Annotated in this window: 15 protein-coding genes; 5 read left to right on the plus strand and 10 right to left on the minus strand. The window is 71.6% G+C overall.

From position 1 onward, the window contains the following. Positions 1–9: 9 nt before the first annotated feature. From LOK46_RS11820 to LOK46_RS11835, 4 genes are read left to right on the plus strand one after another with little or no spacing between them, the layout of a single operon-like run. Complete coding sequence (locus tag LOK46_RS11820; protein ID WP_273563952.1) at positions 10–2,256, plus strand: hybrid sensor histidine kinase/response regulator; 2,247 nt, start codon at positions 10–12, stop codon at positions 2,254–2,256. Beyond that, on the plus strand, positions 2,253–3,317 hold the full coding sequence (cheB, locus tag LOK46_RS11825; RefSeq protein WP_273563953.1) for a chemotaxis-specific protein-glutamate methyltransferase CheB: 1,065 nt from the start codon (positions 2,253–2,255) through the stop codon (positions 3,315–3,317). The genes LOK46_RS11820 and cheB overlap by 4 nt, the downstream gene beginning before the upstream one ends. Next, a complete protein-coding gene (locus LOK46_RS11830; RefSeq protein ID WP_273563954.1) occupies positions 3,314–5,032 on the plus strand; it encodes a response regulator in 1,719 nt (572 codons plus the stop codon). The genes cheB and LOK46_RS11830 overlap by 4 nt, the downstream gene beginning before the upstream one ends. Next, positions 5,029–6,915, plus strand: coding sequence for a response regulator (locus tag LOK46_RS11835; protein ID WP_273563955.1), 1,887 nt, complete (start codon positions 5,029–5,031; stop codon positions 6,913–6,915). The genes LOK46_RS11830 and LOK46_RS11835 overlap by 4 nt, the downstream gene beginning before the upstream one ends. A gap of 485 nt (positions 6,916–7,400) precedes the next feature. On the opposite strand, the gene rplQ is transcribed toward LOK46_RS11835, so the two are convergent. From rplQ to rpsM, 5 genes are all read right to left on the minus strand, one after another. Further along, positions 7,401–7,811 (minus strand): 50S ribosomal protein L17, encoded by a 411-nt coding sequence (gene rplQ, locus LOK46_RS11840; protein WP_273563956.1) that lies wholly within the window; start codon positions 7,809–7,811, stop codon positions 7,401–7,403. Positions 7,812–8,011: 200 nt separating this feature from the next. Beyond that, a complete protein-coding gene (locus LOK46_RS11845) occupies positions 8,012–9,031 on the minus strand; it encodes a DNA-directed RNA polymerase subunit alpha (RefSeq protein ID WP_010686165.1) in 1,020 nt (339 codons plus the stop codon). Between the two features lie 108 nt (positions 9,032–9,139). Next, on the minus strand, positions 9,140–10,012 hold the full coding sequence (locus LOK46_RS11850) for an MBL fold metallo-hydrolase (protein WP_273563957.1): 873 nt from the start codon (positions 10,010–10,012) through the stop codon (positions 9,140–9,142). Between the two features lie 34 nt (positions 10,013–10,046). Continuing rightward, on the minus strand, positions 10,047–10,436 hold the full coding sequence (gene rpsK, locus LOK46_RS11855; RefSeq protein ID WP_010686167.1) for a 30S ribosomal protein S11: 390 nt from the start codon (positions 10,434–10,436) through the stop codon (positions 10,047–10,049). Positions 10,437–10,608: 172 nt separating this feature from the next. Continuing rightward, a complete protein-coding gene (gene rpsM / locus LOK46_RS11860; RefSeq protein WP_091789266.1) occupies positions 10,609–10,977 on the minus strand; it encodes a 30S ribosomal protein S13 in 369 nt (122 codons plus the stop codon). 250 nt (positions 10,978–11,227) lie between these two features. Here rpsM and LOK46_RS11865 point away from each other — a divergent pair, with 250 nt between their 5' ends. After that, complete coding sequence (locus tag LOK46_RS11865) at positions 11,228–11,584, plus strand: hypothetical protein (RefSeq protein ID WP_273563958.1); 357 nt, start codon at positions 11,228–11,230, stop codon at positions 11,582–11,584. Positions 11,585–11,635: 51 nt separating this feature from the next. Here the strand turns inward: LOK46_RS11865 and LOK46_RS11870 are convergent, their stop codons facing one another. The 5 genes from LOK46_RS11870 to rpmD form a co-directional block, all read right to left on the minus strand. Beyond that, entirely contained in the window at positions 11,636–11,866 is a 231-nt protein-coding gene (locus LOK46_RS11870; protein ID WP_273563959.1) for a hypothetical protein, read from the minus strand. Between the two features lie 94 nt (positions 11,867–11,960). Next, positions 11,961–12,563, minus strand: a complete 603-nt coding sequence (locus LOK46_RS11875) for an adenylate kinase (RefSeq protein WP_273563960.1) — start codon at positions 12,561–12,563, stop codon at positions 11,961–11,963. 171 nt (positions 12,564–12,734) lie between these two features. Then, positions 12,735–14,081 carry a preprotein translocase subunit SecY gene (gene secY / locus LOK46_RS11880; RefSeq protein WP_149314229.1) on the minus strand — a complete coding sequence of 449 codons (1,347 nt, stop codon included), beginning with the start codon at positions 14,079–14,081 and terminating at the stop codon, positions 12,735–12,737. Between the two features lie 146 nt (positions 14,082–14,227). Beyond that, positions 14,228–14,731 carry a 50S ribosomal protein L15 gene (rplO, locus tag LOK46_RS11885; RefSeq protein ID WP_273563961.1) on the minus strand — a complete coding sequence of 168 codons (504 nt, stop codon included), beginning with the start codon at positions 14,729–14,731 and terminating at the stop codon, positions 14,228–14,230. Positions 14,732–14,741: 10 nt separating this feature from the next. Next, the gene (gene rpmD / locus LOK46_RS11890) at positions 14,742–14,933 is read right to left on the minus strand and encodes a 50S ribosomal protein L30 (RefSeq protein WP_012319172.1); all 192 of its coding nucleotides are present in this window, start codon (positions 14,931–14,933) and stop codon (positions 14,742–14,744) included. Positions 14,934–14,941: the final 8 nt, after the last annotated feature.

Below are 14,941 nucleotides of genomic sequence, written 5' to 3' on the forward strand. Positions count from 1 at the left end.
GGGCGCCCCTTGGCCGAGGATATCCGCAAGCTCCTGCTCGCCGCCTTCGACGTCGAGCACCGGGAGCACGTGGCGGCGATCCGCGGGGCGCTCGGCAGCGCCACGCCGGACTGGAACGACGTCTTCCGCCGCGCCCACAGCCTGAAGGGCGCCTCGCGCGCCGTCGACCTTCCGGCGGTCGAGGCGGTGGCCCACCGTCTCGAGACGCTGTTCGAGGGCGTGCGCACCGGCGCCACCGCCCTCGACCGCGAGGCGGCCAACGCCGTCCACCTCGCCCTCGATCGGATCGAGTCGTACGTCGCCGGCCTCACCGACGGGGCCGGTCCGGACATGCTGCCCGACGCCCTGGCGGCCCTCGGCCGCGTCCTCCGGCTCCCGGGCGAGACGCCGCCGGCGGACCCGCCCGCCCCGCCGCCCGCTCCGCCACCGGTTCCCGCCCCGCCCGTCGCCCCGGAGGCCCCGCCCGCGCCGCCGCCGGCCGCGCCGAAGCCCGGCTCAGAGCCGGCGGAGGCCTCCGCGGCGATCCTGCGGGTGCCGGCGGACGCCGTCGAGGCGCTGGCCCGGGCGAGCCACGATCTCGCCAGCACCCTGGCGGGCCAGGCGCCAGCGGCCGACAGCCTCGCCCGGCTCGCCCGGCTCGCCCGCGACCTGCGCGTCGGCGCCGAGGCCCTCGCGGCCGGGGCCGGCGCGGAGCGGCCCGAATGGCGCGCCCTCGCGGCGCGCGCCGGCGCCTTCGCCCGGGAGGCCGCGGACCTGTCGCGGCGCCAGGCCTCCGCGACCAGCGCGGTCGAGGGCGCCGCGACCCGCGTCCGCGCCGCCGCCGAGCGCCTCGCCCTGGTCCCGGCCGAGAGTGTCCTGGCCCCCCTCGCAAGGTCGCTGCGCGAGACCGCCCGGGAGCAGGGCCGCGAGGTCGATCTCGACCTGCGGGGCCTCGACCTGCCGGTGGAGCGCGGCACGCTGCAGGCCCTGAAGGACCCGCTGCTCCACGCCCTGCGCAACGCCCTCAGCCACGGCTGGCAGGCGCCGGAGGTGCGGCGCGCGGCCGGCAAGCCGGAGGCCCTGTGCCTCGGCCTGGAGGTCGCGGTGCGCGGCTCCCGCCTCCAGGTCACCGTGTCCGACGACGGGCCCGGCCCGGACCTCGCCCGGATCGAGGCGACGGCCCGCGAGCGCGGCCTCCTCGCCCCCGCGTCCGCCGCGGAACCCGACACCCTGCTCCGCCTCGTGTTCGAGCCCGGCTTCTCCACCGCCGAGGCGGTCGACACCCTGTCGGGCCGCGGCTACGGCCTCTCGGTCGCCGCGGACGCCGCCCGCCAGCTCATGGGCAGCGTCCGCCTGGAGCCGCGCGACCCGGCCGGAACCGCCCTGATCTTCAGCCTGCCGCTCTCGGCGGCCCGGCGCAGCCTGCTGCTGGTCGAGGCGGCCGGGCGCAGCTACGCGCTCCCCGGGGGCGCCGTGGAGCGCCTCCTGCGCCTGAAACGGGGCGAGCTACCCGTCGCCATGGGCCGGACGATCGTGCGCCTCGGCGACGGGGAGGCCGCGACGAGCCACCCGGTGACGGACCTCGCCGCGATCCTCGGACAGGTCGCCGACCCGGCCGATCCCGCCACCCTGACCGCCGTGGTGCTCCGGACCGGCGGCGGCCGCCTGGCCCTGGCGGTCGACCGCCTGCACGACGTCCGCCCGTTCCTGGTCCTGCCCGCGCCGGATTTCGGCGCCGATCCGGGGCTGATCGCCGGCACGGCGGTGCTGCACGGGGACGTGCCGGTGCTCGTCCTCGACCCGGAGGGTCTCGCGGCGCGCGCCCAGGCCGGGATGTCCGGCGGTTCGCTCGGAACGATGGCGCCGGCTCCACGTTCGACGACTCACGCCACGCCGGGCGCGTCCGCGCGCGCGACGATCCTGGTCGTCGACGATTCGATCACCACCCGGACTCTGGAGAAGGGAATCTTGGAAGCCGCCGGCTACCGCGTGGTCGTCTGCGTCGACGGGCAGGACGCCCTCGACCGGCTGCGCGCCGAGATCGAGCCCGTGAACCTGGTGCTCGCCGACGTGGAGATGCCGCGCCTCGACGGGTTCGGCCTCCTCAAGGCCCTGCGGGCCGACGAGCGCTTCGCCCGGCTACCGACGATCCTGATGACCTCCCGCGGGGACGCCGCCGACGTCGCGCGGGGCCTGGATCTCGGCGCCGACGCCTACCTGACCAAGCAGAAGTTCGACCAGCGCCAGCTGCTGGATACGATCGGGCAGCTCCTATGACCCCCGTCCGTGTGATGCTCGTGGAGGACAGCCTCGTGGTGCGCGAGCTGCTGCGCCACATCGTCTCCCGCGATCCCCGCCTCGAACTCGTGGCCGCGGTCGCCTCCGGCGAGGAGGCCCTCGACAGGCTCCGGACCGTGCGGCCGGACGTGATCTCGATGGATATCCGCCTCCCGGGGATCGACGGCCTCGAGACGACGCGCCGGATCATGGCCGAGCACCCGACCCCGATCGTCGTGGTGGCGGACTCGGTCGAGGATTCCTCGCTGCGCATCTCGATGAACGCGCTCCGGGCCGGGGCGCTCTCGGTGGTCGAGAAGCCCGTGGCCACGACCCATGCCGGCTACGAGGGCGTCGCCGGCGAGATCTGCACGCAGCTGCGGATCATGGCCCAGGTGCCGGTCATCCGCCGCCGCCCGATCGGCACCGAGTGGGCCGGCCGCACCGCCGCGCCGCCGGCGCCGCTGGCCGAGCTGTCCGGGCAGGCCCCGAGCCTCCTGGGCATCGCCGCCTCGACGGGCGGTCCCCCGGCGCTGGCGCGGGTGATCGGTGCCCTGCCCAAGGACTTCCCCCTGCCGGTCCTGGTCGTCCAGCACATGGGCGCGGCCTTCATGGACGGGTTCGCCAGCTGGCTCGACAGCGTCGTGGCCCTGCCGGTCTCCCTCGCGCAGGACGGTGAGCGCGCCGAGCCCGGCCGGGTCTACGTGGCCCCCGGCGACCGCCACCTGGAGATCGGCTCCGGCCGGATCCTGCGGGTGATCGACTCGGCGCCGGTCTCGGGACAGCGCCCGGCCGCCACCGTGCTGTTCCGGTCCATGGCCCGGCAATCCGGAGCCTCCGGCATCGGCGTGCTGCTCACCGGCATGGGCGAGGACGGGGCGGTCGGTCTCGCCGACATGCACAAGGCCGGCGCCCAGACCGTGGCCGAGCACGAGAGCACCGCCGTCGTCTACGGCATGCCGGCCGCGGCCGTGCGTCTCGGGGCCGCCCGGGCCATCCTGCCCGTCGACCGCGTCGCCGACCACGTCCTGCGCCTCGTGGACGCGGGGGCGCGGCCGTGAGCGAGGCCGGCACGGCGGAAGTGCCGGCCCGGATCCTGCTGGTCGAGGATTCGGAGACGCAGGCCCTGGAACTGCGCCTGCTGCTCGAGGCGCACGGCTTCGCGGTGGAGCGCTGCGCCTCGGCCGAGACCGCCCTCGATCATCTCAACCGCAGCCAGCCCGACCTCGTGGTGGCCGACTACCACCTGCCGGGCATGAACGGCGACGAGCTGATCCGGCAGATGCGCCTGTCCCTGCGCACCCGGGCCCTGCCCGTCCTGATGCTGACCGGCGGCAGCGGCGGCGAGCGCCAGGGCCTGGAGAGCGGCGCCGACGCCTACCTGCCGAAATCCGCCGACCGCGACCTGATGATCCTGCGCATCCGCGCCCTGCTGCGCGAGCGCCGGCCGACGACCGACGGCGAGGGCCCGGGCGCGGCCGCGTTCCGGCGCGGGCGGGTCCTGGTGATCGACGGCAGCGCGACCTACCGGACCTTCCTGGCCGGCGTGATGGGCCAGGACGGGCATCACGTGGCGAGCGTCGACGGGCCGGAGGCGGCGCTGGCCGCCCTGGACGCGGCCGCCGGCGACCAGGCCTTCGACTGCGTGACGGTCGATCTCCTGGGCCACGCCTACGACGGACTCGCCCTGTGCCGGGCGATCAGCCAGCGGCGCTCGGGCCAGGCGGCCGGCGCGGGCTTCCACCTCGTCGGCATCGCCGGCAGCGATCCGGCCAAGGACTTCCTCGTCGAGGCCTACGCGGCCGGCGCAGACGACGTGGTCTCGAAGACCGACGCCGAGGTGCTGGCGCTCCGAGTCCGCGGCTTCGTCCGACGGCGGCTCCTGGAGGAGGACGACCGGCGCATCGCCGGCCAGTTCGGCGAGCGCGAGCGGGCGGTGGAGCGCGCCCGCGCCGAGGCCGAGGCGGCCGAGGCCCGGGCGGGCCTCGCCGACGCCTTGGAGCGGGCCAATCGCGACCTCGCCGACGCCAACCGCCAGCTCACCGAGGCCCAGTCCAAGCTCGTCCAGGCCGCCAAGATGGCCTCGCTGGGCGAGCTGGTGGCCGGCATCGCCCACGAGATCAACAATCCCCTGGCCTTCATCCTGGCCCACCAGGGTACGGTCGAGCGCCTGCTGGGCGAGTTGCCGGACGCCGCCCCGGAGGAGGCCGCCCGCGCCATCGACAAGGCCCGGCAGCGGGTCGGCTCGATGCGGATGGGGCTGACCCGCATCCAGGATCTGGTGCTGAACCTGCGGAAATTCTCGCGCCTCGACGAGGGCGAGCGCGCCCTGGTCAACGTGCCGGAGGCGATCGAGACGGTCCTCGCGCTGATCCAGCACAAGCTCGGCGAGCGCATCGCCGTGGAGCGCAGCTTCGTGGGTCGCGCCGAGATCCACTGCACCCCGGCGCTGCTCAATCAGGTGGTGATGAACATCCTGGGCAACGCCGCCGACGCCATGCCGGAGGGCGGCACGATCCGGATCACGACGCAGTCGAACCCCGAACTCGACGAGATCCGCATCAGCGATACCGGTCCCGGGATCCCGGATACGCTGCGAGAGAAGATCTTTGAGCCGTTCTTCACGACGAAACCGGTCGGATCCGGTACGGGCCTGGGTCTTGCGATTGCCTACAGCGTCGTTCAAGCGCATAGCGGCTCGCTCACCGTGGAGACGGCCCCGGGTGGGGGAGCCTGCTTCGTGATCGGGATTCCGCGGCAGGCGGCCAGTGCATGAGTGACGGTACGGCAGGTGTAGGGACGATCCTGGCCGTCGACGACGAGCCGGACATCCTGATCGCCCTGGAGGACCTGTTCGAGGAGTCCTACCGGGTTCTTACGACCTCGCGCCCGGCCGAGGCGCTGGAGATCCTGCGCGCCGAGCCCGACATCGCCGTCGTGCTCTCGGACCAGCGGATGCCGGGCCTCACCGGCGACGCGCTCCTCGCCGAGGCCCGCACCTTCCACGACGCGCAGGCGATCCTGCTGACCGGCTACGCCGACATCACCGCGGTGATCGCCGCCCTCAATCGCGGCGGCATCGTCGGCTACGTGACCAAGCCCTGGGATGCCGGGCTGCTCCGCTCCACGGTCCGGCAGGCCTTCGAGCGCCATCGCCTCGGCCGGGACCTCGCCACCGAGCGGGCACTCCTGCGCGGCCTCCTCGACCACGCCCAGGACGCGATCAGCTTCAAGGACGCGGCGGGCCGCTTCGTGCGGCTGAACGGCCGCAAGGCCGCCCTCCTCGGCCACGACATCGCCGCCAGCCTGGGACGGCGCGAGGACGAACTCCTCGGCCCGAAGGCGGAGGCCGTGACGGCGGCGGACGAGGCCGCGATCCGGTCCGGCGCGGTGGCCGAGAGCCTCATCAGCGACGGCCCGACCGGCGCCGAGCAGTGGAGCCACGTGACGCGGGTGCCGATCCGCGACGCGGGCGGGACGATCAGCCACCTCGCGATGATCGAGCGCGACGTGACCGAGCAGCGGACCCTCGAGGCGCGCCTGCGCCAGTCGGACAAGATGCAGGCGCTGGGCACCCTCGCGGGCGGCATCGCGCACGATTTCAACAACCTGCTGACCGCGATCCTCGGCAGCCTCGAGCTCGCGGGCCCGAAGGTCGCCGACCAGCCGCGGGTCCAGCGCCTGATCGAGAACGCCCGCGGCGCCGCCGAGCGCGGGGCCTCCCTGACCAAGCGTCTCCTCAGCTTCAGCCGCGCCCACGACCTCCAGGCGCGCGCCGTCGACGTGAACACCCTGATCACCGGGATGAGCGACCTGTTCGGCCGCAGCCTCGGCGGCCTCGTCACGGTCCGGACCGACCTCGAGGACGGTCTGCCGGCGGTCCAGGTCGATCCGGACCAGCTCGAGCTCGCCGTGCTCAACCTCTGCATCAATGCCCGGGACGCCATGCCGGACGGGGGCGCGATCACGGTGGCGACGCGCCGGCTCGCCATCAGCGACGATCCCGAGATCGCCGACGGCACCTATCTCGGCATCAGCGTCACCGACGAGGGCACCGGCATCCCGGAGGAGATCCTGCGCCGGGTGTGCGAGCCGTTCTTCACCACCAAGGCCGTCGGCCAGGGCACGGGGCTCGGCCTCGCCATGGTGTTCGGCCTCGCGCAGCAATCCAAGGGGCGGCTGGTGATCGACAGCGTGGTCGGTCGGGGCACCCGCGTGGAGCTCGCCCTCCCCTTCGCCGACCAGGCGCCCGAGCAGGCGGCCGAGGCCTCCGGTGCCATCCCGGTCGTCGGGCGACGGGCCCGCGTCCTGATCGTCGACGACGATCCGCAGGTGCGCCACGTGACGGCCTCGTTCCTCAACGGCTTCGGCCACAGCACCACGGAGGCCGGCGACGGCGAGGCCGCGCTCCGGCTCCTCCGGGACGACCGCTACGACATCGTCGTGGCCGACCTCGCCATGCCCGGCATGAGCGGCATCGAGCTGGCCGCCGAGATCCGCGACCGGGATCCGCGCCTGCCGGTCCTGATCCTCACCGGCCACGCCGAGGCGATGCAGATCCCCGACGACCTGCCGGTCCTCACGAAGCCGTTCCGCTCCGCCGACCTCGCGGCCCGGGTCGCGACGCTGCTCGACGGCGCGGCCGGGCCCGCCGCCTGACGGGGGACTTGCAACCAATCGATTGCCGGCTCATTCTCCCTGGGTGGGGCCCGCAGGCCCCGGGTTACGAAGAGGAGGTGGACCATGAGCGATCACGGCATCTTCCCGCGCCGCAGGCGTGACAACGACCTGGACCAGGACGGTCCACCGGACGAGTTTCGGCAGGGATAGGGGTTTTCGGAGCGCGGCGCGGTCGAGTTCCCGGCCTGTCTGACACGGGCCGCCCAGGGCGAGCTCCCGCGACCATCCGAGACGTGGACCCTGCTTCAAACCCGTCGGCGCGAGCCGGCGGGTTTTTTTCATGATCGGCGCGTCTCGGTCATCGCGAGCGCAGCGACCCCGGGACACGGGACAGCTCGAGACCGTGCGCGCCCTGGATCGCTTCGCCGCGCTCGCGGAGACGACGCGGCGAAACGCGAGAAGCCGCCCCGGGGGATCCGGGACGGCTTCTCAGAGACCGGGAGCGTCGGGACGCTCCGTGCCGATCAGGCGGCGTCGGCGACCTGGCTCGGACCGGAATCCTTGCCGCGGGCCTCGACGTCGCGGTCGACGAACTCGATCACCGCGAGCGGGGCGTTGTCGCCCTGGCGGAAGCCGGCCTTCATGATCCGGCAGTAGCCGCCCGGACGGCCCTTGTAGCGCGGGCCGAGCACGGTGAAGAGCTTCTTGACCATGTCGGCGTCGCGCAGCTGCGCCATGGCGAGGCGGCGGGTGTGCACGCTGTCGATGCGGCCGAGCGTGATCAGCTTCTCGACGACCGGACGCAGGTCCTTCGCCTTCGGCAGGGTGGTGACGATCTGCTCGTGCTTGATCAGCGCGGCGGACATGTTGGCGAACATCGCCTTGCGATGCTCGGCGGTGCGATTGAAACGGCGGCCGCGGTAGGCGTGACGCATGGTGCTGGCTTCCTTCTCGTCTCGGCCGCCGTGCCACGGTACGGCCGGGTGCCCCGGGGAACGGGGCGGTTGAGTCCGCGTGACCCCGCGGCGGGATTCTGTGGGACCTCGCGCCGGCGCAGCGATGTCCCGGGTCTCGATCGGCCGGACGGGCGGCGCCGTGGAGCGCCGCCCGGTTCAGCTCGAGGCAGTTTCGCCTCTCAGTAGTGTTCCTCGAAGCGCTTGGCGAGATCCTCGATGTTCTCCGGCGGCCAGCCGGGGATGTCCATCCCGAGGTGCAGGCCCATGCCGGCGAGCACTTCCTTGATCTCGTTGAGCGACTTGCGACCGAAGTTCGGCGTCCGCAGCATCTCGCCCTCGGACTTCTGGATCAGGTCGCCGATGTAGACGATGTTGTCGTTCTTCAGGCAGTTCGCCGAGCGGACCGACAGCTCCAGCTCGTCGACCTTCTTGAGCAGCGCCGGGTTGAAGGGCAGCTGCGGCGCGAGCGGCGCGGCCTCTTCCTTGCGCGGATCCTCGAAGTTCACGAAGACCTGGAGCTGGTCCTGGATGATGCGCGCGGCGTAGGCCAGGGCATCCTCCGGCGAGACCGCGCCGTTGGTCTCGACCGTCATGGTCAACTTGTCCTTGTCGAGATCCTGGCCCTCGCGGGTCGTCTCGACGCGGTAGCTGACCTTGGTGACCGGCGAGAACAGCGAGTCGACCGGGATCAGGCCGATCGGCGCGTCCTCGGGACGGTTGCGCTCGGCCGGGACGTAGCCCTTGCCGGTCGCGACCGTGAACTCCATGCGGATCTCGGCGCCGTCGTCGAGGGTGCAGATCACGAGGTCGGGGTTCAGGATCTGGATGTCGCCGACCGTGCCGATGTCGCCCGCGGTGACGAGGCCCGGGCCGGTCTTGCGCAGGGTCATGCGCTTCGGCGCGTCCGTCTGCGAGCGGATCGCGATGGTCTTGATGTTCAGGACGATGTCGGTGACGTCCTCGCGCACGCCCGGGATCGACGAGAACTCGTGCAGCACGCCGTCGATCTGCACCGAGGTCACGGCCGCGCCCTGGAGCGACGACAGGAGCACGCGGCGCAGGGCGTTGCCCAGCGTCGTGCCGAAGCCGCGCTCGAGCGGCTCGGCGACGACCGTGGCGACCCGCTTGGGGTCGTCGCCGGTCGTGACCTGCAGCTTGTTCGGCTTGATCAGTTCCTGCCAATTCTTCTGAATGACCACGATCCTACCTCTCGTCCTTGCCCGGGATCCGCGACGCCCGTCCCCGCGCTTCGGCCGCCCGGTGCCGCCCCCTGGCGCCCCGAACGGTCCCTGAATGTCTGTCCGCCGTTACTCGCCGCCGACCCACAGCACCGGCACGAAGCTGTAGCCAGCACCGTCCCGATCCACGTAGCCGAGCGCTGGGAATTCGAGATGGCCGCCGGCGATGAGCGTCCGCTCCCGAGCCACCTCGTCCAGGATCCGCTTGCGCGTCTCCCGCGCCTGGTCGCCGTCGACGTCGAAGCCGACGCCGGCCTCCGGGTTCTTGAACTGGATCGCCGGCAGGTGCACCACGTCGGTCCACATCATCAGCGACTGTCCACCGGAGACGATGCGGAAACCGCAATGGCCCGGCGTGTGGCCGGGCAGAGGGACCGCCGTGATCCCCGGCAGAACCTCGCCGCCGCGGTGCTCGCGCACCTTGCCGGCGTAGGGCGCGAGCGCCTTGCGGGCGCCCTCGAAGTAGGGCTTCGCGGCCTCCGGCGCCTTGGTCAGCGCCTCGTCCGGAAGCCAGTGCGCCGCCTCGTCGGCGTGCAGCACGATCTCGGCGTTCGGGTAGCGCGCCGCGCCGTCCTTCACGAGACCGCCGACATGGTCGGGATGCAGGTGGCTGACGAGCACCGTGCCGATCTCCTCCGGCTCGATGCCGGTGAGCGCGAGCGCCGCGCCGGCCCGACCCAGGGTCGGTGCCGGCGCGAGGTCGCCGTAACCCGTGTCGATCAGGGTCGGCTTGAGGCCGGGACCCGTGATCAGGAACGCGTTCAGCGTGATCTTGGGCTGCTCGGTGCGGAAGCCCGCCAACTGGAGCCGCCCGGCCTCCTCCTTGGAGATACCCGTGACGAGATCGAGGCTGGCCTGAAACCAGCCGTCGTTGAGCGCGGTGACCGTGAGGTCGCCGAGGTTCCAACGCAGCACGCCCGGAAGCGGCTTCGATCCCGTCATGAGCTTCTCCGTCAAAAGGCTTCGCAGCTTCGGATCAGACGCGGCGGCGCTTGCGCGGCCGGCAGCCGTTGTGCGGGATCGACGTCACGTCACGGATCGACGTCACCGTGAAGCCCGCGGCCTGGAGGGCGCGCAGCGCCGACTCGCGGCCCGAACCCGGACCCGACACCTCGACCTCGAGGGTGCGCATGCCGTGCTCGGCGGCCTTGCGGCCAGCATCCTCGGCGGCGACCTGGGCGGCGTACGGGGTCGACTTGCGCGAGCCCTTGAAGCCCATCGCGCCGGCCGACGACCACGAGATCGTGTTGCCCTGCGCGTCCGTGATGGTGATCATCGTGTTGTTGAACGAGGCGTTCACGTGGGCGACGCCCGACACGATGTTCTTGCGCTCGCGGCGACGGACGCGTTGCGGTTCCTTGGCCATTCTGGTCTCACTCTTCCTTCAGGCGCGCCCGTAATGCCAGGCGCTCGGGATTCTTTCGGGACTTGGCCGGAGCGTCCGTGCAGGGCGCTCCAACCGACGCCGGACCCGATGCGGGACACCCGGCGCGACGGAACGGAGGCCGAGCGGAGCGCGGCCTCCGAGTTCCAGAGGCTTACTTCTTCTTGCCGGCGATCGGCTTCGCCTTGCCCTTGCGGGTGCGGGCGTTGGTGTGCGTGCGCTGGCCGCGGACCGGCAGCTGCTTGCGGTGACGCAGACCGCGATAGGCGCCGAGATCCATCAGACGCTTGATGTTCATCGACACGTCGCGGCGGAGGTCGCCCTCGACGAGGTAGTCACGGTCGATCGTCTCGCGGATCGAGAGAACCTCGGCGTCGGTCAGCTGGTTGACGCGACGCTCGGCCGGGATGTTCACCTTCTGGGTGATCTCCTCGGCCTTCTTGGCGCCGATGCCGTGGATGTACTGGAGCGCGATGACGACGCGCTTGTTGGTCGGGATGTTGACGCCTGCGATACGGGCCACGATCACTCTCCATGTCGGGCCCGCGGATCCGGGCCAGTGCCGTGCGCGTCCGGTGGAGGCCGGCCCCTGCGCACGTGAAACGACGACGCGGCCCGCGGGCAGCCCTGGACAGGGCACCTCGGACCATCGTTCGGTTGGACGAAGGAGGGCCTGCTAGCGCGCGGGCGACCCAATGTCAACGACGGGTCGCCATGGCTCTGTCCCGCCACGCGCACGATGCCTGCCCGACACATGTGCTCGAGGAGCGGAGATGGCGGTTCTGACGAGTGACGGCGCGACCCTGCGGGCCTTCGCCGACTCGGTGCTGCGCGCCGCGGAGGAGACCCTGGAAGAGGTCATGCCGGTCACGCTGGCGGTGATCGGCGGCGTGCTCGCCGAGGCGGAGCCCGGCTCGGTCGCGCTCCAAGACGAGGATGGCGGGCCGCCGCTGCTCTGGGCGACCTTCGTCGGGCGCCGCATGGTGTTCCGCTACAACACGATGACGGCGATGATCGAGCTGCGCGACGGCACCGCGGACGGCTACCCGTTCCGCCTGTTCGGCCATCGGTCGCTGCAGATGGACATCGTCAACTTCTTCGGGAGCCTCCGCCGCGAAGGACGGATCTGAGCGCCGGTCCCGGCCGCGGGCTCCCGGGACCGTGCCGGCCTGCGCGACGTCTCAGCGGAAGCCCTGGTTCCGCAACCGGCAGTAGCCGCCCATGGTCTGGTAGCCCGCCGGGCAGCGGCGGACGCAGGTCCCCGCCGCGTACTTGAGCGGCGGCCGGCAGGCGTGGCGGAACCGCTTCTGGCCGTACACGAAGGACTGGGCCGGGCTCTGCGCGAAGGCCGGCAGCGGCGGGACGGCCATCGCGAGCAGGACGGACGCGGTGGCGAGAAGGCGGACGGTCATGGCGTTTCCGATCGTGGATCCAGCCCATAACTAGCCGAGATACCGCCGGGTTCACGGGCGCGCTTGACCGATCGGTCAGCGCGCCGCGATCGCGTCAGGAGGCTACGCGCTCCTCGTGCGGCTCAAGCACCGCCATCAGGTCGGCGGTGACCTTGTCGATCGGCTGCATGCCGTCGATGGTCTCCAGCGTGCCCTTCTGCGCGTAGTAGGCCGAGAGGGGGGCGGTCTGGGCGCGGTAGGCCTCGAGCCGCTGCTTGAACACCTCGGGGGTGTCGTCCTTCCGAACGGCCTGGCCGCGGGCCAGGGTCTCGGCGGCGCGCTTCTCGATGCGGCCGACCAGGGCGTTCTCATCGACCTTCAGCTCGACGACCGCGGACAGGCTCAGCCCCTTGCTGGCGAGCATCTCGCCGAGCGCCTCGGCCTGCGCGACCGTACGCGGGAAGCCGTCGAGGATGAAGCCGCGGCGGGCGTCCGGCTCCTCGATCCGGTCGGCGACGATGCCGACGACGATCCGGTCGGAGACGAGGCCGCCGGATTCCATCACGGCCTTGGCCTCGAGGCCTACCGGCGTACCGGCGGCCACCGCGGCACGGAGCATGTCGCCGGTGGAGAGCTGCGGGATGCCGAAGCGCTGTACGATCCGCTCGGATTGCGTCCCCTTCCCCGCACCGGGCGGCCCGAGCAGAATGATGCGCATGGCGTTGTCCTCGTTCGGCCCACTCTCTCAGTGGGCACAAGCCGTGGTGGCGAAGCCTCCCTGGCATCGCCGGGTTCAGGGATTTCTAGCCGGTCCGCGCCGGGGAGGCATCCAGACCTTTGGGCCAGAGGCGGGACGGCTCCTGGGAGTCGGCCCGCCTCTGTAGCAGGCTCAGCGCCGCCGTTGCGTGGTCGAGGCGCCACGCAGCTTGGCCTTCTTCACGAGGCCCTCGTACTGATGGGCCATCAGGTGCCCGTGGATCTGCGCCACCGTGTCCATTGTGACCGAGACCACGATGAGCAGCGAGGTGCCGCCGAAGCCGAGGCTGGCCGCCGCGTAGGACGACAGGATCTCCGGGCAGAGGCACACGAGGGTCAGGTACAGGGCGCCGATCACCGTGATGCGGGTCAGCACCTTGTCGATGAAGGCCGCGGTGCGCTCGCCCGGGCGGATGCCCGGGATGAAGCCGCCGTGCTTCTTCAGGTTGTCGGCCGTCTCCTGCGGATTGAAGACCACCGCGGTGTAGAAGAACGTGAAGAAGATGATCAGCGCCGCGTAGAGCACCATGAACAGCGGCGTTCCGTGGCCGAGATAGGCCGTGACCGTGCCGAGCCAGCCGGTGGCGCCGCCGTTGGCCGAGAAGCTCGCGGCGGTGGCCGGCAGCAGCAGCAGCGACGAGGCGAAGATCGGCGGGATCACGCCCGAGGTGTTGAGCTTGAGCGGCAGGAACGAGGTCTGGCCCTCGTACATCCGGTTGCCGACCTGGCGCTTCGGGTAGTTGATCAGCAGCCGGCGCTGGGCCCGCTCCATGAAAACGATGAAGTAGACGAGCGCCACGGCCGCGACGCCGACGCCCAGGATGATCGCCGGCGACAGGGCGCCGGTGCGGCCTAGCTCCAGCGCGCCCGCGATCGCTACCGGAAGGTGGGCCACGATGCCGGCGAAGATGATCAGCGAGGAGCCGTTGCCGATGCCGCGCGAGGTGATCTGCTCGCCGAGCCACATCAGGAACAGGGTGCCGCCCGTGAGGGTGATCACCGTCGAGGCCAGGAAGAACGGGCCCGGATCGATCGCGGCCGAGGAGCCCTGGAGGCCGATCGCGATGCCCCAGGATTGCACCAGTGCCAGCACCACCGTCAGGTAGCGGGTGTACTGGTTGATGACCTTGCGGCCCGACTCGCCCTCCTTCTTCAGCGCTTCCAGGCTCGGGATCACCGAGGTCAGAAGCTGCACGATGATCGAGGCCGAGATGTAGGGCATGATGTTCAGGGCGAAGATCGCCATGCGCTCCACGGCGCCGCCCGAGAACATGTTGAACAGGCCCAGCACGCCGCCCGCCTGCTGCTGGAAGTTCCGGGCGAACTGCTCCGGGTCGATGCCGGGGATCGGGATGTACGTGCCCAGCCGGAACACCACGAGGGCGCCGAGCGTGAACCAGATGCGCTTCTTCAGCTCATCGGCCTTGGCGATCGCACCGAAGTTGAGGTTGGCGGCAAGCTGCTCGGCGGCTGAGGCCATAAGCGTCGCGTCCTGGACATGTCGCCGGGCGAAGGGTGCCCGGATGAAACGAAAAACGGCGGCCCGCGTGGTCGCAGGGCCGCCGCTCGAAGGATCGGCTTAAAGGGTGCGCGGAGCCCGTGCAACGGGTTCCGGAGTCGCTCCCGTCAGGACGTGGCCGCCTCGCTGCCGCCGCGGGTGGAGGCACCCTGGGCGTAGACGGTGCTGACCGAGCCACCGGCCTTCTCGACCGCCTCGACGGCGGACTTGGAGGCGCGGGTCACCTCGAAGCTGAGCTTCGCGGTCAGCTCGCCGACACCGAGCAGCTTCACGCCGTCGCGGGGACGGGCGATGATGCCGGCGGCGACGAGGCTCTCCACCGTCACGGTGGCGGCCTTGTCGAGCTTGCCCGCGTCGACGGCCTCCTGGATCCGGCCGAGGTTCACCTCGTTCAGGTCCTGGGCGTACAGGTTGTTGAAGCCGCGCTTCGGCAGGCGACGATGCAGCGGCATCTGACCGCCCTCGAAGCCCTTGATGGACACGCCGGTCCGGGCCTTCTGGCCCTTCACGCCGCGGCCCGCGGTCTTGCCCTTTCCGGAGCCGATGCCCCGGCCGACACGCATCCGGTTCTTGGTTGCGCCCGGGTTGTCGCTGATCTCGTTGAGCTTCATCGGGACCTCCTCACGCCACGTCGCCGTGGACGCGCACGAGGTGCGCAACCTTGCGGATCATGCCGCGCACGGAGGGAGTATCCTCCAGCTCGGACACGCGGTGGAGCTTGTTGAGTTTCAGGCCGATCAGCGTCTGGCGCTGGCTGGCCTCGCGGCGGATCGGCGAGCCGATCTGCTCGACGCGGAGAGTCTTCTGTGCCATCGGACCCT

It is taken from the genome of Methylobacterium sp. NMS14P, assembly GCF_028583545.1.
Classification (GTDB): domain Bacteria; phylum Pseudomonadota; class Alphaproteobacteria; order Rhizobiales; family Beijerinckiaceae; genus Methylobacterium.